Source organism: Shewanella sp. 553 (assembly GCF_059338375.1).
In genome coordinates, this window is record NZ_CM181701.1 from 3,584,280 (window position 1) to 3,605,830 (window position 21,551).

The window sequence follows — 21,551 nt, forward strand, 5'->3', positions numbered from 1 at the left end:
GTTACTAACCTTCGGCTAGGTAATCGCTGATCTCATCGAGAAACTCATCGCCAAAACGCTTGAGCTTAGTTTCACCTATGCCATTGACCGCTAACATCTCACCTGGGCTTGTGGGTAACATCGCCGCCATCTCGGCTAATGTCGCATCGTTAAACACCAGGTAGGGTGGCACATCGAGCTCTTCGGCCAAACTGCGACGCAGTAACTTTAGGCGAGCAAACAATTTTCGGTCGTAATTTAACGGCGCCCGACTGTTGCCGCGACGTTTGACATCTGTGGTTAAGGTGATGCGTGGTTCGGCTAATAACAAAGGCAATTCGCCTTTGAGCACCGCCCGCGCTTGAGGGTTGAGCTTAATCGATGAGCCACGGGTGATATCTTGGCTCGCAAAACCTAAATGAATGATCTGCCTGATAATACTAAGCCAAAATTCATGGCTCTTATCTTTACCTATACCCCAGGTTGAGAGTTTATCGTGCCCTCTATCGACCACGCCAGCCGACTTTGAGCCCCGTAGCACTTCGATCAAATGGTTAATACCAAATTTCTGTTGCAGTCTAAAAATGCACGACAATACTTTTTGTGCATCTTCAACCCCATCGTAGCGTTTAGGGGGATCTAAACAGATGTCACAGTTACCACAGGGTTCAGACGCACTCTCATCAAAATAATGCAGTAACACCTGACGTCGACACGTTTGCGCCTCGGCAAACGCGGCCATGGTATTAAGCTTATGAAATTCGACCTGTTGTTGTGGCCCAGGTTCAGCCTGTTCAATTAGATGCCTTACCCGGCCAATATCGGCTGGATCAAACAGCATTAATGCTTCGGCATCGAGGCCGTCACGTCCGGCGCGGCCGGTTTCTTGGTAATAGGCCTCGACACTCTTAGGGATGTCGTAATGCACCACAAAACGCACATTAGACTTGTTGATCCCCATACCAAAGGCCACGGTTGCCACCACAATATCTAACTGATCTTTTAAGAAACGCTCTTGAATATCGCCACGCTCTTCTTGGGTTTTACCCGCATGATAACCATCGGCTTTATAACCTTGCAGACGCAACCGCTCTGCGACTTCATCGACGCGGCGACGACTGCCGCAATAGATAATACCGCTATTACCGTTTTGCGTCTGGATAAATTGCCGAAGCTGATTGGCGGCATTGAGCTTTTCGGCAACGGTATAACGAATATTAGGCCGGTCGAAACTGGTTAATAACACATAGGGACTAATCCCAAGGCGCTGACAAATATCTTGGCGGGTCGCCTGATCCGCCGTGGCGGTCAATGCCATAATAGGCACATGGGCAAACAGTTGCCTAAGACGACCTAATGCCGCGTATTCCGGCCTAAAGTCATGCCCCCATTGAGAAATACAATGCGCCTCATCGATGGCAAATAGCGAAATATGCAAGGCTTGCATACGATCAACAAAACTGTCCATTAACAGCCGCTCTGGCGACACATAGAGCAACTTAAGTTCGCCGCGGTGCATCTGCTGGAAAATCTGTTGCGATGTTTCACGGGATTGCGATGAGTTTAAATAAGCCGCAGCCACGCCCATCTGCTTGAGGCTATCAACCTGATCTTTCATCAAAGAGATCAAGGGAGACACCACCACAGTTAACCCGGGAAAGAGCAACGCTGGCAGTTGATAACACAGACTTTTACCGCCACCCGTTGGCATAATCACCAACGCATCATGACCGAGAAAGACTTGATCGATAACCTCTCTCTGACCCAGCCTAAAGGTGCGATAACCAAATACCGCCTGCAAACTACTGGCGAGCGGATCTGTGTTATGGGGTTCAACTTGGGTTACTGCAGAATCCATTGGGCATCATAGTCATCAATCGGGCCGCCTATTCTAATCAAGCTCATCGCACTTGTCTCGGTTACGCTGACAATTGCGCCATTTTTTATTGCCATCACTCACGCCAGCTTAGCCATGGTGGTGATGTTTTAAGCAAAAGCTTGCTTCAGAGTATTGTTTAGATATAGGTTATTTACCCTACACCAAGCCGATGATTAACGGAGTAATCGCTTAATGACAACCGCAATTCAAGCACAGGTTTTAGCCAGCGTCGCCGAGATATTTGACCAACAAGTACCGTTTCATAATCTGCTCGACCTGCATATTCAGCATTACGATATCCACGGTGTCGAAGTAGTAGTAAAAATGAAGCCTCAATTAATTGGCAATATCCATCAACAAATTTTACATGGCGGCGTAACCGCCACCGTGCTCGACGTGGTGGGTGGGCTGACGGCATTTTCTGGGCTTGTAGCCAGCCGGGATGATTGGAGCCTAGATGCCTTGCAACAACGTCTAACCACCCTTGGCACTATCGATCTACGTGTCGATTACTTACGCCCAGGCAGAGGGGAGATATTTACCGGCACAGGCACGGTGATTCGCGCTGGCAACCGTGTTTCCGTGTGCCGCATGGAACTGCATAACGAGCAGGGCTCTCACATCGCTTTTGGTACTGGCACTTACATGATGGGTTGATCCTAATAAAACCGTGGCGTATTGGCGCCACGCAACTGATGTGAGGATGACCATAATACGTGACTTACGACTAGCTCAGGCCTGCAAATAACCTGCTTGAGTCCAAACCGCTAGCGCCCTACAATGCGTCTCCTTGTTACGACTAGAATCCTACGTTATGGCCGATACTGAATATCGTAAAGGGGTGGTGTTGGCGCTTTGCGCATACTGCCTTTGGGGCTTCGCCCCTTTATATTTCAAACAATTACACAATGTTTCTGCGACAGAAATACTGACCCACCGCGTGATTTGGTCTTTTGTCTTTATGATCATCCTCATGCAATTTATCGGCGGTTTTTCTAAGCTTAGAGCCCTATTTCGACGCCCCAAACAGCTGGGCGTATTGGCCATCACCTCGATATTAATTGCCGGCAACTGGTTATTGTTTATTTGGGCGGTGAATAATGATCACATGCTCGATGCCAGCCTAGGCTACTTTATCAACCCCTTGTTTAATGTATTGCTTGGAATGATATTTCTTGGTGAGCGGTTACGTAAACTGCAATGGTTTGCGGTGAGCCTCGCCTGTACAGGAGTACTGATCCAGCTGATCTCTTTTGGCTCGATCCCACTGGTGTCATTGGCACTGGCATCCTCATTTGGCTTTTATGGTTTACTGCGTAAAAAGGTCAATGTCGATGCTAAAACAGGGTTATTGGTTGAAACCGCGCTATTGCTTCCTGTCGCGGTGATCTATCTATTTTCAACTTTAGATTCGGCCACTGCAAATATATTGACCAACGACATCAATATGAACTTATTGCTTATTGCAGCTGGTGTGATCACCTCGGTACCGCTGCTGTGTTTTGCCGGAGCAGCAACACGTATTCCGTTGTCAATATTAGGTTTCTTCCAATACATTGGCCCCAGTATTATGTTCGTTTTGGCCGTTAGTCTATTTAATGAACCGTTCGATTTAGAAAAAGGCATCACCTTCGCCTTCATCTGGAGCGCACTGGTTATCTTTAGCATAGATATGCTATTAAAAAGGCGCCAACACTGATTAAATGACGGACGATACCAGTCTAAATAACACAAAAAACCACGTCAAAGCGTGGTTTTTTTGTGGATATACTGACTATAAATCGAGTGCCAATATCTTAGACTTACGTTGATAATTATACAGTTGCTTCTTCTTATTGGGCAGCGCATCGACCTCGACAATCTCGAAACCATGCTCTAAAAACCAATGAATGCTGCGAGTCGTCAAAGCAAACAAACGAGAATAACCGCGAACCTTAGCCTGACCAATAATATTTTTTAGCAGTACGCTCCCCCTGTCGGCATCACGATAGTCAGGATGCACCACCAAACACGCAAATTCTCCGGCATTATCTTCCTCAAACGGGTACAGCGCGGCGCAACCAATCACTAAGCCGTCACGCTCAATCAGCATAAACTGCTCAATCTCCATCTCAAGCTGTTCACGGGAGCGACGCACTAAAATACCGCTTTGCTCCAGTGGGCGGATTAAATCTAGCACCCCACCAATATCAGAGATCGTCGCTCTACGTAAACGCTCTGCACTCTCTGTCACGATTTGCGTGCCGATGCCATCGCGTGAAAACAACTCCTGCAACAGTGCGCCATCATCGAGATAACTGACAAAGTGACAACGGGCTACTCCGTTACGACAGGCATCAATACTCGCCTGTAAAAAAGCCCGAGTGGCCACACACCAATCATCGTTTTCGCTCTGCTCAGATAAGATGCGCTGTGCATCGGTTGGCATTAACTCCGCCAGCACTTCGCCATCACTATCTAAGATGCCTTTTTCGGCGCTAAAACCAATCATCTTATCGGCTTTGAGCTTCACGGCAATTTGGGTGGCAACCTCTTCGGCGGTGAGGTTAAAACTCTCACCCGTCACCGATGCTGCCACAGGGCCTAATAAGACGATGCCATGGTTGTCTAATTGACGCCGTAGGCCCTGAACATCAATCCTTCTCACTTTGCCACTTAGGCAGTAATCGACACCGTTATCGACGCCCAGCGGCTGAGCAATAACAAAATTACCGCTAACCACGTTAATCTGCGCACCTTGCATAGGGGTATTACTTAAACTCATCGACAGCCGCGCGGTAATATCGAGCTGCAAACCACCGACCACCTGTTTAATCACTTTAAACGAGTCTTCATCGGTAATACGTACCCCGTTATAGTATTCGGGCATCAACTGCTGTTGCTTTAAGGCGGCATCAATTTGTGGTCGCGCGCCATGCACCAACACGATCTTGATCCCAAGACTATGCAGTAACGCGATATCATTGATGATGGAGCGAAATTGGTTTTGCGCCAATGCTTCTCCACCCAACATCACCACAAATGTTTTGCCCCTATGTGCATTGACATAAGATGCAGAATGACGAAATCCATCGACCAGTTCAGTAGTGCGCACGTATGACCTCTAAATAACAATAAATGGGTAAGCAATCTTGACCACATTAGAATAACAACCCGATAATATTGCATTTAAATTCACTTTAAAAGCATTTGTTTTCATTTTATACAATTAGCTCATCTCCCCCCCTTTAAGTAGATAGTAGACTCATTGTTGAACTGCTCAATGGAATAGCAAAAATATATAAGCATTGGAGTCAGACTATCAATAAGGTGAGGTAAAGCTTAAGCGAATCGATGAATTTGAAGATGATGTTGGGGAGTTTTGTATGCAGGGAGAGCTAAACAACGACAGTGGCGAGTCGGGATACTGGAAGGTAAAAGGGCAAAAAAAAGCCCCTACAAGTAGGGGCTTTTCAAAAAAACGTTATCAAGAGTTACTTGATTTTCGCTTCTTTATACATAACGTGCTGGCGAATAACTGGATCAAATTTCTTGATTTCCATTTTTTCTGGCATGTTACGTTTGTTTTTCTCAGTCGTGTAGAAATGACCAGTTTTAGCGCTAGAAACTAGCTTGATCTTCTCACGGTTACCTTTAGCTTTAGCCATGGTTTATTACACCTTCTCGCCGCGGGCACGAAGTTCTTTAACAACAACTTCGATACCTTTCTTATCGATAATACGCATACCTTTAGTAGATACACGTAGTTGAACGAAACGCTTTTCGTCTTCTAACCAGAAACGATGGTTCTGTAGGTTAGGTAAAAAACGACGACGAGTCGCGTTCTTAGCGTGCGAACGGTTGTTACCAACCATCGGCTTCTTGCCAGTAACTTGGCATACTCTTGACATGTCAATCTTCTCCAAAAACAATTTAACGCTCGAGCATTAATGTACCTCGAATATGGCCGTCGCCCGAGGCACACAAAGAGGGCGCATTTTATACAGCATCTAAAATCAAAGATCAAGGGATATTCAATCTATCCATCCCCTCTCTGCGAACGACACTATCTCATGATCGCCTATAACCATATGGTCTAACAGCGAAACATCGATAGTTGCTAGCGCGTATTTCAATCGCTCAGTAATTCGCCGATCGGCATGACTTGGTTCCGCAACCCCCGAAGGATGATTGTGGCAAACAATGACGGCCGCGGCTTTTTTCTCAAGCACTAGGCTGACCACTTCACGTGGATAAACCGAGGCTGAATCTATGGTACCACGGAACAATTCAACGAACTGAATCACTCTATGTTGGCTATCGAGTAATAAGATGGCAAACACTTCATAGGCACGATCCCCTAATTGTCTCATTAAATAGTCTCGAGTTAAATCAGGATCTGTTAAAATCTTGCCTCTTTGTAGATTTTCTTTCGAAATTCGCTTACTTATTTCGATTGCAGCCTGCAATTGGGCGTATTTTACCGGTCCAATACCGTTAATCACGCACATTTCACTCTGCTTCGCCGACATCAAGGCTCGTAATCCACCAAAATGACCTATCATGGTGCGAGCTAACGACACCGCACTTTGGCCCGGCAAGCCATTTCTAAGCAACACGGCTAATAACTCAGCATCTGACAGTTGCGCCGCGCCTTGATGCAATAACTTTTCTCTTGGGCCCTCACCGCTGGGCCAATCCTTGATGGTCATACAACCTCCATGTTGCAGCGCTAGGCTGGCAATTATGTTTGCCACATTTTTATTTGAGTTATTGAGTATGGCTCAGTTTTTACAAACTTGTTTGCTCTACTTTACTCTGATTGTGGTATGGTTAGCCGGATGCGAAGCAAGGCAAATTAACGCGATTAGTGATCAATATGAGTCTGACAAATAAAAAGATATTACTGGGCATTGGTGGTGGTATTGCTGCCTATAAATCGGCTGATTTAGTGCGCCGACTCAAAGAGCGTGGCGCCGATGTAAGAGTGGTGATGAGCCAGAGTGCTCAAGAATTTATAACGCCGCTGACACTACAGGCCTTATCTGGTCACCCTGTTGCAAGCGATCTGCTTGACCCCGCAGCCGAAGCGGCTATGGGGCATATTGAACTAGCCCGCTGGGCCGATATGGTGCTGATTGCTCCTGCAACCGCCAATCTTATTGCTCGTATCAATGCCGGCATGGCTGATGAGCTGATCACCACCACTTGCTTAGCCACCGAGGCTCCCGTGGTATTGTGCCCCGCGATGAATCAACAGATGTATCGCAATGCGGCAACTCAAGCCAACTTAGACTCGCTACGTGACAGAGATATCACCATCTGGGGACCCGCTTCAGGCAATCAAGCCTGTGGTGAAGTGGGCCCTGGGCGCATGGAGGAACCGCTGGTGATTGCCGAGCGAGTCGAACAGTTTTTTGCCCCTAAAATCTTACAAGGTCTATCACTATTACTCACGGCAGGACCCACGCGCGAAGCCATCGATCCGGTGCGATATATTTCCAATCATAGCTCAGGCAAGATGGGCTTTGCCCTTGCTAAAGCCGCCGTCGAAATGGGCGCTAAAGTCACCATAGTGACAGGGCCGGTCAATATTGAAACCCCGCTAAACATCAATCGCATCAACGTAGAGTCGACCCAAGAGATGCTCGACGCCGTTATGCAGCAAGTGCATCATAGCGATATATTTATCGGCTGCGCCGCCGTTTGTGACTACCGCGTTGCCGATATTGCCACCGATAAAATCAAAAAATCAGCACACGAGATGGCACTTGCGCTAGTGCGTAATCCTGATATCTTAGCCAGCGTTGCCGCCCACCCACAGCGGCCGTTTACTGTTGGTTTTGCCGCAGAAACCCAAGACGTGGCGCATTATGCAAAAGACAAGCTTAAGCGTAAAAATTTGGATATGATTGCCGCTAACGATGTATCAGATCCATCGCAGGGTTTTAATAGTGATACCAATGCGCTAACCGTCTTCTGGTCTCATGGTCAGTATGAGTTACCCGCAACCGATAAGCTGACCTTAGCCAGACAGTTACTCACCTTAATTGCACAGCAGATGAAAACAGCATGAAGACGCCAATTGAACTAAAAATTTTAGATTCACGTATAGGTTCACAGTTTCCACTGCCCGCTTATGCCACCCCTGGCAGTGCTGGCATGGATCTTCGTGCCATGCTTGACAACACCTTAGTGATTGCACCGGGTGAAACCCAGTTAATCCCAACAGGTATTGCGGTACATGTTGCTGACCCAAGTCTCGCGGCGATCATTTTACCTCGCTCAGGTTTAGGCCATAAACACGGCATAGTGTTGGGCAACTTAGTCGGCCTTATCGACTCAGATTATCAGGGGCCATTAATGGTCTCCTGCTGGAATCGCAGCAGTGAACCTTTCAGCCTAGAAATTGGCGACCGACTGGCACAACTGGTGTTTGTGCCTGTGGTGCAAGCTGAGTTTAAGCTGGTTGATGAGTTTGATAGTTCAGATAGAGGTGAAGGTGGTTTCGGCCACTCAGGCACCCAATAATCTGCCACGCCAGACAAGTATAATTAGAGAGCCATGGTGATTAACTTATACCATCGGCTCCTGTAGTAATTGAGTAAAGGAAACTTAAATGGCTGCAAGCCCTAAAATCAATCGTCGTGAACACATTCTGCAATGCCTCGCCACCATGTTAGAAACCAGCCCGGGCCAACGTATCACCACGGCTAAACTCGCCGCAGAAGTGGGCGTGTCAGAAGCGGCGCTGTATCGTCACTTTCCCAGTAAAGCCAGAATGTTTGAAGGGCTTATCGACTTTATTGAAGAGTCATTATTGTCGCGCATCAATCTGATCATGGACGATGAAAAAGACACCATGAAGCGCTGCCAGCTATTACTGCAGCTGCTACTGGTCTTCGCCGAGCGTAACCCTGGCATCTCACGCGTACTCAATGGCGATGCACTGCTTGGCGAAAATGAGCGTCTACGCAGCCGCACCAGCCAAATATTTTCAAAAGTCGAAACCCACTTAAAACAGATTTTACGCGAAAAGACCCTGCGCGAAGGCAAAGGCTTTCAGTTAGACGAAGCCATTTTGGCTAACTTATTATTAGCCGTTGCTGAAGGCCGCATCGCCCAGTTTGTTCGCAGCGATTTTAAGCAAAAACCCACCACACATTTTGTCGAACAGTGGAACTTTATTCAGCTGCAATTACTACAAAGCTAACCGAGACAAAGCTGATGGCGGTTAGCAACATCCTATGCCGCTGTAGCATGTCTATCACCTAAGCATTTGATGGTTCAATCCGCTTCATCCCTCAGCTCCGAATTAAAAAGCCGATTATCAACATCGGCTTTTTTGCTATTCCCCTACGGTTTCTGGGTATAAATTGGCCGTCATTCAGGGTATTCTCCTTGCCCGCCTATTAGCCTTTAACTAGATAGGCGATCTATAATCATTACTTTGAAGCGGCAAAATATTCATATTATTGATAATTTACCGCAATTGAACTAACCACTATCAATATGGTGGAGGATCCAATGGCATTAAGTGAAGCAGCACAACAGGTGCAAACCGCATTATTAGCGCGGGGGTTAGAGACCCCCATGGTACCTTGTGGACTCAGCGCCAATGAGCGCAAAGAAAAGATAGAACACCATATGCGTGAGATCTTAACCTTAATGTCTCTGGATTTACGTGACGACAGCTTAGTCGACACCCCAAAACGCATTGCCAAGATGTATGTTGACGAGATTTTCTCTGGTCTCGACTATGCTAACTTCCCCAAGATCACTGTTATCGAAAATAAAATGGGGTTTGATGAGATGGTTAAGGTGAAGGATATCAGCCTCACCAGTACCTGCGAGCATCACTTAGTGACCATAGACGGCGTCGCGACCGTGGCCTACCTGCCACGCAAAAACATTATTGGCTTATCGAAAATCAACCGTATCGTACGCTTCTTTGCTCAGCGCCCCCAAGTGCAAGAACGCCTAACCCAGCAGGTACTCGTAGCACTGCAAACGCTACTTGAGACCCAAGATGTGGCAGTAAAGATGGACGCGGTGCACTACTGCGTTAAGTCACGTGGTGTAATGGACTCCACCAGCTCCACCACCACTACGGCACTGGGCGGTATTTTTAAATCTAACCCAGCCACCCGCGCCGAATTTCTACATCAATAAAGCTTATCAAACTACTCATGCTGCGGCCTCGGCCGCAACATTTAAGCAACAAAATCTTGACTTCACTAATTGACTATCTTACTTTTCAAAAATTACTGCTCAAATATCATGCAATGCGGGTTATCTATAATTAAGGATTTATACCCTAGTCAAGGAAGATATAAACATGAAACACACTCTCACGTTACTTGTTTTCGTAATACTAACTAGCTTTATTACTATGTCTAATGCTTACGCAAGGATAACCTATACCACCTGTAATGATTGTGGTATCGCCCAACAAGGGTTAGCCGCAACGCAAATTCCTATGCTTAATAATAATGACAGGGTATTTGTTTTTAATTATATCAACCGAACGGTTAATGAATTCAAAATTATTCAACGTGAAGGAGAAGAACATCCAGATACTAATATTCCGAGAATATTCAATGTATCTGAGCTACAACCTAAAACGGCCGCAACTATAGAGTTAGAAAGAGCCTATGAAAATGCAATAATCCAGCTAGGACCCAACGGGGAAAACCTTTATAACTCTGCAGAAGAGTTACCAGATGATTTTATTATCCCAAGCACTGCAGATATAGTAATGAACCCCGCAGTGACTGTAACTATTGCTGACTACATCAATCAATATTTAAACAGACAAACAACGATTAACAGAACTTTATCTCTCCTCGAAATTCAAGCCAGAAACTTAAACCTTTCAATCGGCCCATTTAGTCATATCCTGCCAAGTAGTAATACTTTTTATGTTAAATTTCCTGATGGTACATTATCTAGAGTAAATATTTCTTTGGTCAAAATAGGGACTAATTTCGAGGTTAAAATCACTTACGATGGCGTTGCAGTTTTTGCTGATGGGACGCCTATTCCACAAAGTACACATCAGTTTAAAAACTTAATGCAATCAGCTACCAAGATATATCTGCCATCATTGATCCAGCTTGGGGCGTCCCTCGGTGTCCCCATTAGTTTCTCAGGTAGCCAAACTTGTGAACCCACCGAGATGGTCTGTGATGATAATATCCGTTGCACTGTAAGCACCGTTTGCAATTAAGATTAATCCATAGAATGCGGTAATGATGAAAAGCAAAATGCTGCAACCTTTTACTAGAGAGTAAAAAAAACAAAAAGCAAAATCTTATATTAAGATTTTGCCTTTTTTAACCGAGAGCTAACATACAGCTTTAACCTGAGCTCTCGAGCGCACTAACTCTTTACGTTATCGCTTAAATCCCGTACTGGGCGCGATAAGCACTCACCGCGGCCAACTCGGTTTCCATGCCTGGCTTTTCACTTAAATAATCAACTAAGTCAGCAAGCTTAATAATCGCGATCACCGCGCAGCCATAGTCACGTTCCACTTCTTGGATCGCCGACAACTCACCCTTGCCTTTTTCTTGGCGATCGAGCGCAATCAAGACGCCCGCTAAACTAGCATCATGAGCCTGAATAATATCCATCGACTCACGGATCGCTGTACCTGCTGTGATCACATCATCGACCAACATCACCTTGCCCGTCAGCTCACTGCCCACTAACGACCCACCTTCGCCGTGATCTTTTTTCTCTTTGCGGTTAAAGCAATACGGCATATCGACATTATGATGATCACAAAGTGCTACCGCAGTTGTCGTGGCAATCGGGATGCCTTTGTATGCAGGGCCAAACAGCAGATCATATTCGATGCCAGCATCCATCAGCGCCGATGCATAAAAACGTCCAAGACGCGCTAAATCACGGCCTGTGTTAAAAAGGCCCGCATTAAAAAAGTAAGGGCTAGTGCGGCCTGACTTTAACGTAAATTCGCCAAATCGTAATACCTGACGCTCAAGGGCAAACTCAATAAACTCACGTTGATAGGCTTTCACAATCTCTCCTTAAAAATGTAGGGTAACGTATAATGTGTAAAATTTTACTCAAAAAAAGGACCCCTTCGGGGCCCTAATAACAAACGAATGATTTAGCTCAATGCGGCTTTCTGCACATCGACGATTTCACGAATACCGTGCTTGGCCAGTTCAAGTAGATTGAGCAACTCTTCGTGGCTAAACGGCTCGCCTTCTGCGGTGCCTTGGATCTCAATGATCTTGCCCGTTTCGGTCATTACCACGTTCATGTCGGTTTCAGCGGCACTATCTTCGATATATTCAAGGTCACAAATTGGCTCACCTTTATAGATGCCCACGCTAACCGCTGCGATAAGGAACTTAAGCGGATTGCTCTTAATGATCCCTTTACCACGAGCCCAGTTCAGCGCGTCAACCAATGCCACACATGCACCAGTGATAGCAGCGGTACGCGTGCCACCATCGGCCTGAATCACGTCACAATCGATAACTATGGTGTTCTCGCCAAGTGCTTTCATATCAACCGCAGCACGTAGTGCGCGACCAATAAGACGCTGGATCTCCTGCGTACGACCAGATTGCTTACCACGGGCCGCTTCACGATCCATACGGCTATGAGTAGAACGTGGCAACATACCGTATTCAGCCGTTACCCAACCTTGGCCTTGGCCTTTTAGAAAACGCGGCACGCCTTCGGTGAAGCTGGCTGTACAAAGTACTTTGGTTTCACCAAATTCAACCAAAACAGAACCTTCTGCGTGAGCGGTAAACTGTCGAGTAATAGTTACTGGACGAGATTGAGCGGGCGTTCTGTCACTTGGGCGCATAGGAAATTCCTGTTTTGAAATATGAAAAGCTAAATTGGCTGCATATTATAGGGGCTTGAGACGACGGATGCCATGATATTCACGACCAAAACCCGAAACAGACAGAGTTTACTTTAACCCATGAGGTCATCGGACTATAATCGAGGCTAACTTTATCGATTTAAACTATTGGAATAACCATGATCCAAAGCATGACAGCCTACGCTCGCATCGAGCACAAAGCACAATGGGGCACCGCCTCTTGGGAGATCCGCTCGGTTAATCAGCGTTATCTAGAAACCTACCTACGCCTACCAGAGCAACTTCGCAGCCTAGAGCCTGTGCTAAGAGACCGTCTGCGCAAACGTTTAAATCGCGGTAAAATCGAAGTTAATCTACGCTATGACCTAGGTGAAAATAAAGACAGCGACTTGCAACTCAACCAAGCCTTAGCAGCGCAAATTATTCAAGCCGCTAACTGGGTAAAGCAAGAGGCCGGTCAAGGCGAAATCAACGTCGTCGACGTACTACGTTGGCCAGGAGTGATGTCGGGTAGCGAGCAAGATATGGACGCTATCAGTAAAGAGTTATTAGTTGCATTCGATGATGCCGTTGCGCAGTTTATCGAAGCACGCGGTCGTGAAGGTGATGCCATCAACACCATGCTACAAACTCGCCTTGATCAAATTGTCGAACAAGTCGCTATCGTGCGTGAACACATGCCAAGCGTTATGCAATGGCAGCGCGATAAAATCACCAATCGTTTAAGCGAAATTCAGGGCGAGCTCGATCCCGCTCGTATAGAACAAGAAATGGTACTCCTCGCCCAGAAAATGGACGTCGCCGAAGAGATGGACCGACTCGACGCCCACGTGGCCGAAACGCGTCGCATCCTTAAAAAAGGCGGCGCTCAGGGTCGCAGACTCGACTTCATGATGCAAGAATTCAACCGTGAATCTAACACCCTCGCCTCTAAATCTATCAGTAGCGAGGTCACCGCCGCAGCCGTCGAGCTAAAAGTACTCATCGAGCAGATGCGCGAGCAGATCCAAAACGTGGAATGATGTTTTAGACTGTACCAGCAAGTAAGAAAATCCGTTATAACACAGGTTATTACGGATTTTTTTGTTTTTACAGGTTCGTCATTGTTTGCTATTGTTTGATAAAAAGTGGGACTAAAGTGGTGACTAAATTGATTAGTCACCACTTTAAAATAAGTTAGTCACCAATTTGGACTTAAGCCAATGAATGATAAGCAGATAAAATCTTTTTTAAAAAGCAAAGAGCTGGGGCGTAAAGCTATTGGGGATGGATTGTATATCAGAGTACAAACTGAGGGCGTCGCATATTGGGAGGTCCGATACAGCATTAACGGTAAGCGACGCTCTATGATGTTAGAAGGTGGCATTTATCCGGCCATGCCACTAGTTGAGGCTAGAGCGGAAGCTGCAAAGGTCAAGTTACTAGTCAAACAAGGTGTCGATGTCCTGGCTGAACGAGAGCGTCAACAAGAGGAAACGATTGTTACCGTTAATGATCTATTTGACGATTGGTACCAAACCATTAGTGCTCGCTTGAAACATCCCGAAATTCCAATGCGCATGTACACGAAAGATATTAAGCCGACTATCGGTCAATTGCGGATTGCTGATGTAAATGCACGAGATATCAGAGCTATCATTCATAAAGTCGCTACCAGTAACCGCCCAACGGTTTCCAACAAGACCCTACTGTGCTGTAAACAGCTCTTCAATCATGCCTGTAAGTTAGACCTCATAGCTGGTAATCCTGCTACACCATTTAAACCCATCGATGCTGGTGGAGTCGAAAAGAGCAGAGATAGAGCTCTAAAATTGCCTGAGCTTGTTAGCCTTTTCAAAGTATTAAGAGATAACAGTCAAATCTTTACCAGAGACAACTATCTAGCAGTCGCTCTATTGCTTGCTCTAGGGGTACGTAAAGGAGAACTGATTGCTGCCAAATGGAGTGAGTTTGATTTTGAAAAGCAGCTTTGGCATATGCCAAAAGAGCGAAGTAAAACTGGTGTAGCGATAACTATCCCTCTACCAGCTCCAACTATCGACTGGTTTCAAGAACTTCATGCACGAGCTGGTGGTTCCGAGTTTGTGTTTCCATCACGCCGCACAAGTAAACGTCATGGTCATATCTCCAGCGATACACTTAACCATGCCTTGGCAAAGCTCTTCGGAAAAAAGGTTGATAGTCACAAACAACCCTATGACAACTTACTAGGACAAGCTGGCATCGAGCATTTCACCGTGCATGACTTACGTCGAACCTGTCGCAGTTTGTTAGCTGAATTAAAAGTACTCCCTCATATTGCTGAGCGCTGCCTCAATCACAAACTAAGAGGCATTGAAGGAGTTTACAATCAACATGACTATCTACAGGAGCGTAAAGAGGCATTAAATAAATTAGCCCACCTACTCAGTCCAATAATCGACAATCAAGAAAATGTAATACCTTTTCTTCCAATGAAAAACGCATAAATTTTTATTAAAGGTTGCTAAATGAGTCTTCCAGAAACAGATAAAAAATTCCGAATCAATGACATCAGTAAAATGATCTTGCCTGAAATGGTGCCTGAACAACTTCAACTTTTGGGAATTACGAAGAATGATATTAGTAACGGCTGCTTTGAAGAAGCCAGCCAAAAGGAAGCTCCTGGTCTTGAGAAAATCAAGCTAATTAATGAGCGAGCTAGATCTATAAAAGCTAAAAATAACGATTTATATGCCGAGTTCAGTACTAAGGAGAAGCCTTCCCAGCTCTGCCTTGTGATTGAAAATTCAGATATCTTCATGTATCAAGCCAAACAGTTATTAGGCCTACTACCAAACACACCTAAAAATGAACCAATCTATAAAATCGTGGATCAGCTGATAGAGACAGCTACCATGGTTGGTTATTCCACAGGTAGCAATGACTCTTTCGCTCTCACTGATAGATCAGGGTGAGAGCATGAATGCTTAAATATCACCCAACGTCTTTAAGCCTGCTGTTAGTACCTGCTCCAGATAATCAGTGCTGCCGTGTGCACGCTTCTGTTTGCGTGGGATACTGATTTTTCGAGTTGTTTCCGCTCGGAGCATATTCAACGCTATCTTCCTTGCTCCGGACAATACCTCCGCCGCATTGCCTCTATATATTTGACATTGGTCTTCCTTCATCGACGCGTCCAATACCCAATGCAGGCTATTTTCAACCGCCCAGTGGCTGCGTACTGCATTGGCAAAACGAGCCTTACTCAGTTTGGCTGAACTGATGTAATAACGGTACTCAAGGGATTCATTGCCGCTTTTCGTTCGACGATAGCTTAACGCAACACCAATACTTTTAAGCCCTTTCCATTCAGGGAAAGCGTCGGCTAAGCTGCCTGCGTCCATTACACAATAGGCTCTAGCTTCGTTACGTCCGTGCTGCTTCTCTAAGCAAAGCACTTCTTCGTCAATCTCGCTGCCAAGCGCCTTACGAACGGCATTATGCAGTGTTTTTTGATTACCTTTTACGGCAAGTAAATAATCTCCACCCCGCTCAATAATTTGTTCGGCGATATCTGTCTGACATCCCATGGCATCTATTGATATCAGACAACCTTTTATATCCAACAGCGCCAGTAATGCGGGAATGGCGGTAATTTCATTCGACTTACTTTCGGTTTTAACTTGCCCAAGCACGACGTTATTTTCTGTTGCGAAGGCATTTACCATGTGGATGGCTGACAGTCTGTTCTCGCGATTATATGAACCACATAGCCGTTTACCATCTATCGCAATAAGCTGACCGTCGGATAACTCAGCAACAGACTTCATCCAGTCGATAAAGCAATACTGAAACTGCTCGCTATCTATTCTCGATATGACTCGAGCAATAGTGTCATGAACAGGTAACCCATTCTTAAAAAGTCCTTTTTTGGCAAACCAGTTAAAGTGGAGATCGCCAAAATCTTCGATATCTTCCCAACCTTGTGCCCCAGCTATTGAGGCACAAACCACGAGGAATAAAATATCAGTAAATAGATGCTCGACTTTGGCTGACTGACGAGGATCTTCTAAGGAACTAAAGAACTGTTGAAATGCACCGGAGTTCATAGGGCTCTCCACAAAAGAGAGTATAAGATCACAGCCAATATGGCCCGTCCAGCTATTTGAGCGAATATCACCCTAATAGCTCAAATTATGTTCGCGATCTCGCCCTGACTGATAGATATACCAACTCTGGTTATAATACTAGCGTGACTAAACCACAAAGCGGTGGCAAGTCGAAAGCGCAAAAATCAGAAAACGTTAAAACCTTAGTCAATGAAATGGCTCGCCATATTTACCAAGATGAAAATTTATGTGCCGCACCCAAAAAAATGCTGGCGGAGGCCATTCAAAAAAGATTGGCTGATTTTTCAATCCAAGGTAATAACAAGGCCATTCCAGCCTTGTTGCAGTTCACTAATCGCACCCCTGAATACAACTCAATCATGAAATGGCTTAAACCAATGAAACAACCAAAAAACGCTATCCCTACCCCAAAACCGAGTTTGGAAAGAATCATCGTTGAGTTAAAAACAGCATTTAAACCCCAGAGAATCAAAAAGCATTTAAATATTTAAATGATTAAAAACATATAATTAACTAATTTTTTAGATACCTCTGCTCAGTAGAGCGACTTTGCTTTACTGAGTAACAAGCCAAAATCACTCCCGAACAAACTTAAACGGGAGTGACCCATGACCACATCAGCTAATACATCAAAAACCACCGCACCGGACCGCATAGTTCGTGAGGCAGAACGTAAAACCATCACTGCTATTTCAAGAACCACTGCATGGTCACTTGAACGTAAAGGGTTATTTCCGAAACGTAGACAACTCTATCCGCAAAGTACCTCTGTAGGTTGGTTACTATCTGAGCTCAATGAATGGGTCGCCTCTCGTCAATCTATCAATTAAGGGTTAGTTAAAATGACCCACATTACAAAAGACTACCTAGCACAGTACTTAGACGAGAATCGACTAGTGAAAAAACCAGAGCTGCAAAGACTTTTGGGGATAAGTCGTTCAACCTTAGGTCGGTGGATCAAGTCTAGACAGTTTCCTCCACCAGTACTAATTCAGAGCGGTCGCTCATTTTGGCGGTTTAAGGATATTGATCAGTGGCTCTCTAACAAGTAACCAATAAAGCAGGTTTAGGCCTGCTTTTTTATCAAGGGCGATGACACACTTTGAATCATGAATAACACACTGCATAACAAGCTAAAAAGCCGTCAACCCCTTACGTACAGCATAATTCAGCCTCAAACCGACAATGTATTACGGCGGATATTAAATAATATATCCCCTGCAAACTAAACAGATGTCAAACAACTAGAAAATGACAATGCCTAAGAATAAATGTAAAACTAAACACCGTAAGCCATTCTTTATAGCCAAGCACAACTCCATCTTGTTTGCCTACAAGAACCATGCTTACAGTATTTTCAAGCCTCAACAGAAATGCTTTAAAAACAGCGTAATCAACACCATTATCTCTGATTACGAAATTATGCTTAGCCATTACAGCCGAGTATTCGTTGTTAGAATCGATCTACATCCAAAGCACTACTCAGCAGATAACCAAGCCATCAAGCGATTCTTAAAACAACTAACAACAACCTTAACCAACCAATACAAAAGCAAAGTTATTTATCATTGCGCCAGAGAGCAAAACACTTCTGATCGCGAACACTACCATCTTGCCCTCATGCTCAGTGCACATAAGATTAAGCACTCAGAACGCTTGCAATCACTCATTAAAGCAATGTGGGAAAAGCACTCTGGCGGTACTGTGGCAAAAGTCGATAATCCATACTGCATTGTATTTAGAGGCAACAAAGCCTCTCTAAAACATGCTATTTACCGTTCAAGCTATTTAGCTAAGGAACACACTAAAGAGCTGAACGGTAAAGCTAAAGGCTTTATAAGCAATAAGCTACAAGCAGCCAAAACCTTTGATCCCACGAATGACTTCATGCTGGTTGATCCCAAGATTACCTTCGCTAAGAAACAACATCAGCAGTCATTTTAAGCAGCTCAGGCTTCTAAAGGTTCTCACTGCACCAAAACACATAAATCTGCAAAATATAGTTGGTTCAACATCCAGTCCCACGCCTTACAACTCGAAGAATGTATAAGCTCAAGGGCAACCAGCTTAAATCACTTAACAAAAAATCATCCAAGAATTTATCAATATAAGGAAACAAAAAATTTACTCTCAGGTTGATTTAACGCCTCTCAATGGTAGTGGATCACTAACACGTAATGGATCTATATCAATGGTTGTTTTTCGCCAGTGCAGCACTCCTTAAACCGGAAAATTTATATACGAATAGTCTCAATAGTGATCCACTTACCGGGCTTCATTTAATAAATCAAAAACAAACTAAAACAACCTCAACCTTGTGCTTCAGGGGGAGAAGTGGATCTCTTGCATGCTTTAACTTTAAGTCGATTGGCAGAAATGCAAAACAAAGCCCATGAACCGAAAAATATCGAACAACAACTAATGAAGTGATCCAAAAAATAAGGAGCGATTATGGCTAAATTTAACTTAGCAAACCTGCCTAAATGCGGGGCTAAAACTAGAAGTGGAAAACCATGTCAACGCTTTGGCAACAAGGTTAATGGGCGATGCAAATTACATGGAGGACGCTCGACAGGTGCAAAAACCAAAGAGGGAAAACTAGCCGTGCGAGTTAATGCACTGCTCAATCACTTTGTTTGGTTCTTTGATAATCGATTTTATATGAAAATCAAGAATACAGACCTTAAAATGGCACTCACTGCTTACTTAAGTTTAATTGAGTTAAGTAGCCTGAAATCAAATCAACTTGATAATAAGGTTATTGACATTGTCAGCCAGTACCGAGTTGAGTTAGAAATGTGCAAGTTCTACATTGTCAAATATGAAGGCTCAGATGCTCTACTTCTTATTCAATCAGCACTTGATCATTACTACAAAGACACAGCAAGCCAACATTTACAATTTCATGTATACACCCCAATTTACCCTACACCTTTTTACAACAGAGAGTTTGGTTCACAGGCAGAGAAAGAAAAAATAATGCAAATACAGGATAATACAACACGTAAAAAAGGATGTTTTTATTCCCCTAGGGTATACCCAAGCCCAGAGCAAAAAGCACTTAAGGAATATTTTAAGGGGCTAAAAGGATGAGACAAAGTTATTTAAACTAAAGTACTAAGATTCGATTTCGGTAGTACCAGGATAAAAAAGGTGTAGCAATGCCACACCTTTTTAAGAAACTTAACTTAAGATTAATTAAATACTTACTGGTTAATCATCGCCCAAGTAAGCATCATTATTGGGGTTATGGGCATCAGCCCAATCATCCATATCTGCGTCATTGTTGGGATTGTTAATATCTGACCAAGTATCTAACTCATCTTGCGACATTTCAGATGTATCTGGCATACAAATCTCCTTATTTTTTGCCATTGTAGTTAGGGTTGTTAGGGTTCAACTGATTACTGCGATTATCCTGCGATTTCTGGTAAGCAGGATTAGTACCTGATGTGCCCTTATTCGAATTGCTTTGGTTAGCCTTGTGATTATTATTAGACATATTTTTTCTCCTAAAAATTAATGTGTTATCGATTACCCAGGGGCTTCAACATCTAAAATCAAAGCCCCTGCAATCGGCGAACATCGAGTTTAAAGTTCAAAAAAGGCCCTGCGATCACTTGGCGTACTGGGAACGGTAAGCCTTTTACCACTAGGGGCAGTCAACACGGGATGACGCCCTCGCCGTATGTGCCACACTCCACTCTGTAGCAGTTGATGCACCAAAACATTAATATTTTTATCATTACTGTATTTCTTCATAGAGCAACTCCAAAAGGGCCCGTCACCACACAATCTCAAAGGGGAAAGCGAACTCCTTTATTGGGATTTATTAAGCCGTAGTGGTCGCTGACCCATTGGATTGATAGCGTCTTACAAAAGACTCAGCATTGAAGTCAACATGTGCAATAGCGCTCTCAACGCCCACATCCAATACCGCAGGGCTTTGCACCACTCCTTGGCACGCATCCGAATTTTGATAGAAACGACCTTCAGGATTCAGCATCAGATAGGACTGCCACATATCCTGGTTATCTTCTAGAGAGACTATCTCTGAAAAACCCTTATGCCTTTCAATGTAGGCACAATACTGGGCCGATGAAATAGTTAGTTGATGGGAGTAAACTGGCAGCACCCGTAGAAGCTTCCATTTATCTGGCTGTATTTGCTCTATGGCATGAGACATATCTTCACGCCAGTTAAAAGCGTTGACGACCGTATTGATTTTAACCTTGCCATTACGGTTTAGGGTTCTATACACAGCCACAATCTCAATGACTCGAGACGGTGATAGCCAGGCACTTTTACGATCTACTCGCCCAATACTCTGAGCTAATAAAAAATCTGCAGTATCAAAACTCAAGCCCAGCATATCCAAATGCGGACCAATACGATCCATCATTTTGGCTGATAGAAGATGGCCATTGGTAATAATTGAGGTGCGAAATCCGAGTGACTTAGCCAACAGTAAAGCACTAATAAAGCGCCCACCAAGCATCACAGGTTCTCCACCAGCAAAATTAATTCTGACCGATGTATACCCCAACGCTTTGCGTATTGGATTTTCAGAAAAAAAGTAATCGGCAAGCTTTATAAGCAGAGATTGAATATCTCCAGATGAGTGATGTAACTCCGCTTGCGAATCATTGCTTTCCCAAGTGGCATAACAATATCCGCAGCGGTAATTACAGGTTTCGGTCATATGAAAATTGATGACCATTTCACTTATACTTGTCATTTAGCTAGCTCCGTT

At 44.5% G+C, this 21,551-nt stretch carries 26 protein-coding genes; 15 read left to right on the forward strand and 11 right to left on the reverse strand.

Annotation, left to right across the window (positions count from 1 at the left end; all coding sequences use genetic code 11):
- Window positions 1-4: 4 nt before the first annotated feature.
- Window positions 5-1,837, reverse strand: coding sequence for a DNA helicase RecQ (gene recQ / locus AC5YBZ_RS15800; protein ID WP_494520726.1), 1,833 nt, complete (start codon window positions 1,835-1,837; stop codon window positions 5-7).
- Between the two features lie 213 nt (window positions 1,838-2,050).
- Between recQ and AC5YBZ_RS15805 the strand changes: the two genes are divergently transcribed.
- Both AC5YBZ_RS15805 and rarD read left to right on the forward strand, forming a co-directional pair.
- Complete coding sequence (locus AC5YBZ_RS15805) at window positions 2,051-2,515, forward strand: thioesterase family protein (protein WP_494520725.1); 465 nt, start codon at window positions 2,051-2,053, stop codon at window positions 2,513-2,515.
- A gap of 157 nt (window positions 2,516-2,672) precedes the next feature.
- Window positions 2,673-3,557 carry an EamA family transporter RarD gene (gene rarD, locus AC5YBZ_RS15810; RefSeq protein WP_494543735.1) on the forward strand — a complete coding sequence of 295 codons (885 nt, stop codon included), beginning with the start codon at window positions 2,673-2,675 and terminating at the stop codon, window positions 3,555-3,557.
- A 75-nt stretch (window positions 3,558-3,632) separates the two neighbouring features.
- Here rarD and argA read toward each other — a convergent pair whose 3' ends face one another.
- The 4 genes from argA to radC form a co-directional block, all read right to left on the reverse strand.
- Window positions 3,633-4,952: an amino-acid N-acetyltransferase gene (gene argA / locus AC5YBZ_RS15815; protein ID WP_494543173.1), complete on the reverse strand. Its 1,320-nt coding sequence runs from the start codon at window positions 4,950-4,952 to the stop codon at window positions 3,633-3,635.
- Window positions 4,953-5,331: 379 nt separating this feature from the next.
- Complete coding sequence (gene rpmG, locus AC5YBZ_RS15820; RefSeq protein WP_028773492.1) at window positions 5,332-5,505, reverse strand: 50S ribosomal protein L33; 174 nt, start codon at window positions 5,503-5,505, stop codon at window positions 5,332-5,334.
- A 6-nt stretch (window positions 5,506-5,511) separates the two neighbouring features.
- On the reverse strand, window positions 5,512-5,748 hold the full coding sequence (rpmB, locus tag AC5YBZ_RS15825) for a 50S ribosomal protein L28 (protein ID WP_110457577.1): 237 nt from the start codon (window positions 5,746-5,748) through the stop codon (window positions 5,512-5,514).
- Between the two features lie 123 nt (window positions 5,749-5,871).
- Window positions 5,872-6,549: a RadC family protein gene (gene radC, locus AC5YBZ_RS15830; protein WP_110457578.1), complete on the reverse strand. Its 678-nt coding sequence runs from the start codon at window positions 6,547-6,549 to the stop codon at window positions 5,872-5,874.
- Between the two features lie 167 nt (window positions 6,550-6,716).
- On the opposite strand from radC, the gene coaBC reads away from it, so the two are divergent.
- From coaBC to AC5YBZ_RS15855, 5 genes are all read left to right on the forward strand, one after another.
- Complete coding sequence (coaBC, locus tag AC5YBZ_RS15835; protein WP_494543174.1) at window positions 6,717-7,913, forward strand: bifunctional phosphopantothenoylcysteine decarboxylase/phosphopantothenate--cysteine ligase CoaBC; 1,197 nt, start codon at window positions 6,717-6,719, stop codon at window positions 7,911-7,913.
- Complete coding sequence (gene dut / locus AC5YBZ_RS15840) at window positions 7,910-8,368, forward strand: dUTP diphosphatase (protein WP_494543175.1); 459 nt, start codon at window positions 7,910-7,912, stop codon at window positions 8,366-8,368. The genes coaBC and dut overlap by 4 nt, the downstream gene beginning before the upstream one ends.
- 88 nt (window positions 8,369-8,456) lie before the next feature.
- A complete protein-coding gene (gene slmA, locus AC5YBZ_RS15845; protein ID WP_110457581.1) occupies window positions 8,457-9,050 on the forward strand; it encodes a nucleoid occlusion factor SlmA in 594 nt (197 codons plus the stop codon).
- A 314-nt stretch (window positions 9,051-9,364) separates the two neighbouring features.
- Entirely contained in the window at window positions 9,365-10,009 is a 645-nt protein-coding gene (folE, locus tag AC5YBZ_RS15850; RefSeq protein ID WP_110457582.1) for a GTP cyclohydrolase I FolE, read from the forward strand.
- Window positions 10,010-10,175: 166 nt separating this feature from the next.
- Window positions 10,176-11,066: a hypothetical protein gene (locus tag AC5YBZ_RS15855; protein ID WP_494520720.1), complete on the forward strand. Its 891-nt coding sequence runs from the start codon at window positions 10,176-10,178 to the stop codon at window positions 11,064-11,066.
- Between the two features lie 172 nt (window positions 11,067-11,238).
- Here the strand turns inward: AC5YBZ_RS15855 and pyrE are convergent, their stop codons facing one another.
- Window positions 11,239-11,880, reverse strand: coding sequence for an orotate phosphoribosyltransferase (gene pyrE / locus AC5YBZ_RS15860; protein WP_475515071.1), 642 nt, complete (start codon window positions 11,878-11,880; stop codon window positions 11,239-11,241).
- Between the two features lie 92 nt (window positions 11,881-11,972).
- Complete coding sequence (gene rph, locus AC5YBZ_RS15865) at window positions 11,973-12,686, reverse strand: ribonuclease PH (protein WP_494520719.1); 714 nt, start codon at window positions 12,684-12,686, stop codon at window positions 11,973-11,975.
- Between the two features lie 179 nt (window positions 12,687-12,865).
- On the opposite strand from rph, the gene AC5YBZ_RS15870 reads away from it, so the two are divergent.
- From AC5YBZ_RS15870 to AC5YBZ_RS15880, 3 genes are all read left to right on the forward strand, one after another.
- Entirely contained in the window at window positions 12,866-13,729 is an 864-nt protein-coding gene (locus AC5YBZ_RS15870; RefSeq protein WP_475515072.1) for a YicC/YloC family endoribonuclease, read from the forward strand.
- Window positions 13,730-13,909: 180 nt separating this feature from the next.
- Entirely contained in the window at window positions 13,910-15,175 is a 1,266-nt protein-coding gene (locus AC5YBZ_RS15875) for a tyrosine-type recombinase/integrase (RefSeq protein WP_475515073.1), read from the forward strand.
- A gap of 21 nt (window positions 15,176-15,196) precedes the next feature.
- Complete coding sequence (locus tag AC5YBZ_RS15880) at window positions 15,197-15,643, forward strand: hypothetical protein (protein ID WP_494543176.1); 447 nt, start codon at window positions 15,197-15,199, stop codon at window positions 15,641-15,643.
- A gap of 12 nt (window positions 15,644-15,655) precedes the next feature.
- Here the strand turns inward: AC5YBZ_RS15880 and AC5YBZ_RS15885 are convergent, their stop codons facing one another.
- Window positions 15,656-16,777 carry an ISAs1 family transposase gene (locus tag AC5YBZ_RS15885; RefSeq protein ID WP_096035922.1) on the reverse strand — a complete coding sequence of 374 codons (1,122 nt, stop codon included), beginning with the start codon at window positions 16,775-16,777 and terminating at the stop codon, window positions 15,656-15,658.
- A gap of 56 nt (window positions 16,778-16,833) precedes the next feature.
- On the opposite strand from AC5YBZ_RS15885, the gene AC5YBZ_RS15890 reads away from it, so the two are divergent.
- From AC5YBZ_RS15890 to AC5YBZ_RS15910, 5 genes are all read left to right on the forward strand, one after another.
- Complete coding sequence (locus tag AC5YBZ_RS15890) at window positions 16,834-17,289, forward strand: hypothetical protein (protein ID WP_494543177.1); 456 nt, start codon at window positions 16,834-16,836, stop codon at window positions 17,287-17,289.
- A gap of 117 nt (window positions 17,290-17,406) precedes the next feature.
- Complete coding sequence (locus AC5YBZ_RS15895; protein ID WP_119978588.1) at window positions 17,407-17,628, forward strand: helix-turn-helix transcriptional regulator; 222 nt, start codon at window positions 17,407-17,409, stop codon at window positions 17,626-17,628.
- 12 nt (window positions 17,629-17,640) lie between these two features.
- Entirely contained in the window at window positions 17,641-17,850 is a 210-nt protein-coding gene (locus tag AC5YBZ_RS15900; RefSeq protein WP_494524026.1) for a helix-turn-helix transcriptional regulator, read from the forward strand.
- Window positions 17,851-18,055: 205 nt separating this feature from the next.
- A complete protein-coding gene (locus AC5YBZ_RS15905; RefSeq protein WP_494543178.1) occupies window positions 18,056-18,742 on the forward strand; it encodes a YagK/YfjJ domain-containing protein in 687 nt (228 codons plus the stop codon).
- 507 nt (window positions 18,743-19,249) lie between these two features.
- Window positions 19,250-19,891, forward strand: a complete 642-nt coding sequence (locus tag AC5YBZ_RS15910; protein WP_494524028.1) for an HGGxSTG domain-containing protein — start codon at window positions 19,250-19,252, stop codon at window positions 19,889-19,891.
- 120 nt (window positions 19,892-20,011) lie between these two features.
- Here AC5YBZ_RS15910 and AC5YBZ_RS15915 read toward each other — a convergent pair whose 3' ends face one another.
- From AC5YBZ_RS15915 to AC5YBZ_RS15925, 3 genes are all read right to left on the reverse strand, one after another.
- Window positions 20,012-20,149 (reverse strand): hypothetical protein, encoded by a 138-nt coding sequence (locus AC5YBZ_RS15915; RefSeq protein WP_162924190.1) that lies wholly within the window; start codon window positions 20,147-20,149, stop codon window positions 20,012-20,014.
- Between the two features lie 10 nt (window positions 20,150-20,159).
- The gene (locus tag AC5YBZ_RS15920) at window positions 20,160-20,300 is read right to left on the reverse strand and encodes an alpha-amylase (RefSeq protein ID WP_119978584.1); all 141 of its coding nucleotides are present in this window, start codon (window positions 20,298-20,300) and stop codon (window positions 20,160-20,162) included.
- Between the two features lie 330 nt (window positions 20,301-20,630).
- Window positions 20,631-21,536 (reverse strand): viperin family antiviral radical SAM protein, encoded by a 906-nt coding sequence (locus AC5YBZ_RS15925; RefSeq protein WP_494524029.1) that lies wholly within the window; start codon window positions 21,534-21,536, stop codon window positions 20,631-20,633.
- Window positions 21,537-21,551: the final 15 nt, after the last annotated feature.

Bases quoted from the DNA above. Each gene is read 5' to 3' on its own strand.
- recQ (WP_494520726.1), bottom strand. From the start codon at position 1,837: ATGGATTCTGCAGTAACCCAAGTTGAACCCCATAACACAGATCCGCTC.
- AC5YBZ_RS15805 (WP_494520725.1), top strand. From the start codon at position 2,051: ATGACAACCGCAATTCAAGCACAGGTTTTAGCCAGCGTCGCCGAGATA.
- rarD (WP_494543735.1), top strand. From the start codon at position 2,673: ATGGCCGATACTGAATATCGTAAAGGGGTGGTGTTGGCGCTTTGCGCA.
- rpmG (WP_028773492.1), bottom strand. From the start codon at position 5,505: ATGGCTAAAGCTAAAGGTAACCGTGAGAAGATCAAGCTAGTTTCTAGC.
- rpmB (WP_110457577.1), bottom strand. From the start codon at position 5,748: ATGTCAAGAGTATGCCAAGTTACTGGCAAGAAGCCGATGGTTGGTAAC.
- radC (WP_110457578.1), bottom strand. From the start codon at position 6,549: ATGACCATCAAGGATTGGCCCAGCGGTGAGGGCCCAAGAGAAAAGTTA.
- coaBC (WP_494543174.1), top strand. From the start codon at position 6,717: ATGAGTCTGACAAATAAAAAGATATTACTGGGCATTGGTGGTGGTATT.
- dut (WP_494543175.1), top strand. From the start codon at position 7,910: ATGAAGACGCCAATTGAACTAAAAATTTTAGATTCACGTATAGGTTCA.
- slmA (WP_110457581.1), top strand. From the start codon at position 8,457: ATGGCTGCAAGCCCTAAAATCAATCGTCGTGAACACATTCTGCAATGC.
- folE (WP_110457582.1), top strand. From the start codon at position 9,365: ATGGCATTAAGTGAAGCAGCACAACAGGTGCAAACCGCATTATTAGCG.
- AC5YBZ_RS15855 (WP_494520720.1), top strand. From the start codon at position 10,176: ATGAAACACACTCTCACGTTACTTGTTTTCGTAATACTAACTAGCTTT.
- rph (WP_494520719.1), bottom strand. From the start codon at position 12,686: ATGCGCCCAAGTGACAGAACGCCCGCTCAATCTCGTCCAGTAACTATT.
- AC5YBZ_RS15870 (WP_475515072.1), top strand. From the start codon at position 12,866: ATGATCCAAAGCATGACAGCCTACGCTCGCATCGAGCACAAAGCACAA.
- AC5YBZ_RS15875 (WP_475515073.1), top strand. From the start codon at position 13,910: ATGAATGATAAGCAGATAAAATCTTTTTTAAAAAGCAAAGAGCTGGGG.
- AC5YBZ_RS15880 (WP_494543176.1), top strand. From the start codon at position 15,197: ATGAGTCTTCCAGAAACAGATAAAAAATTCCGAATCAATGACATCAGT.
- AC5YBZ_RS15885 (WP_096035922.1), bottom strand. From the start codon at position 16,777: ATGAACTCCGGTGCATTTCAACAGTTCTTTAGTTCCTTAGAAGATCCT.
- AC5YBZ_RS15895 (WP_119978588.1), top strand. From the start codon at position 17,407: ATGACCACATCAGCTAATACATCAAAAACCACCGCACCGGACCGCATA.
- AC5YBZ_RS15900 (WP_494524026.1), top strand. From the start codon at position 17,641: ATGACCCACATTACAAAAGACTACCTAGCACAGTACTTAGACGAGAAT.
- AC5YBZ_RS15905 (WP_494543178.1), top strand. From the start codon at position 18,056: ATGCCTAAGAATAAATGTAAAACTAAACACCGTAAGCCATTCTTTATA.
- AC5YBZ_RS15910 (WP_494524028.1), top strand. From the start codon at position 19,250: ATGGCTAAATTTAACTTAGCAAACCTGCCTAAATGCGGGGCTAAAACT.
- AC5YBZ_RS15915 (WP_162924190.1), bottom strand. From the start codon at position 20,149: ATGCCAGATACATCTGAAATGTCGCAAGATGAGTTAGATACTTGGTCA.
- AC5YBZ_RS15920 (WP_119978584.1), bottom strand. From the start codon at position 20,300: ATGTCTAATAATAATCACAAGGCTAACCAAAGCAATTCGAATAAGGGC.
- AC5YBZ_RS15925 (WP_494524029.1), bottom strand. From the start codon at position 21,536: ATGACAAGTATAAGTGAAATGGTCATCAATTTTCATATGACCGAAACC.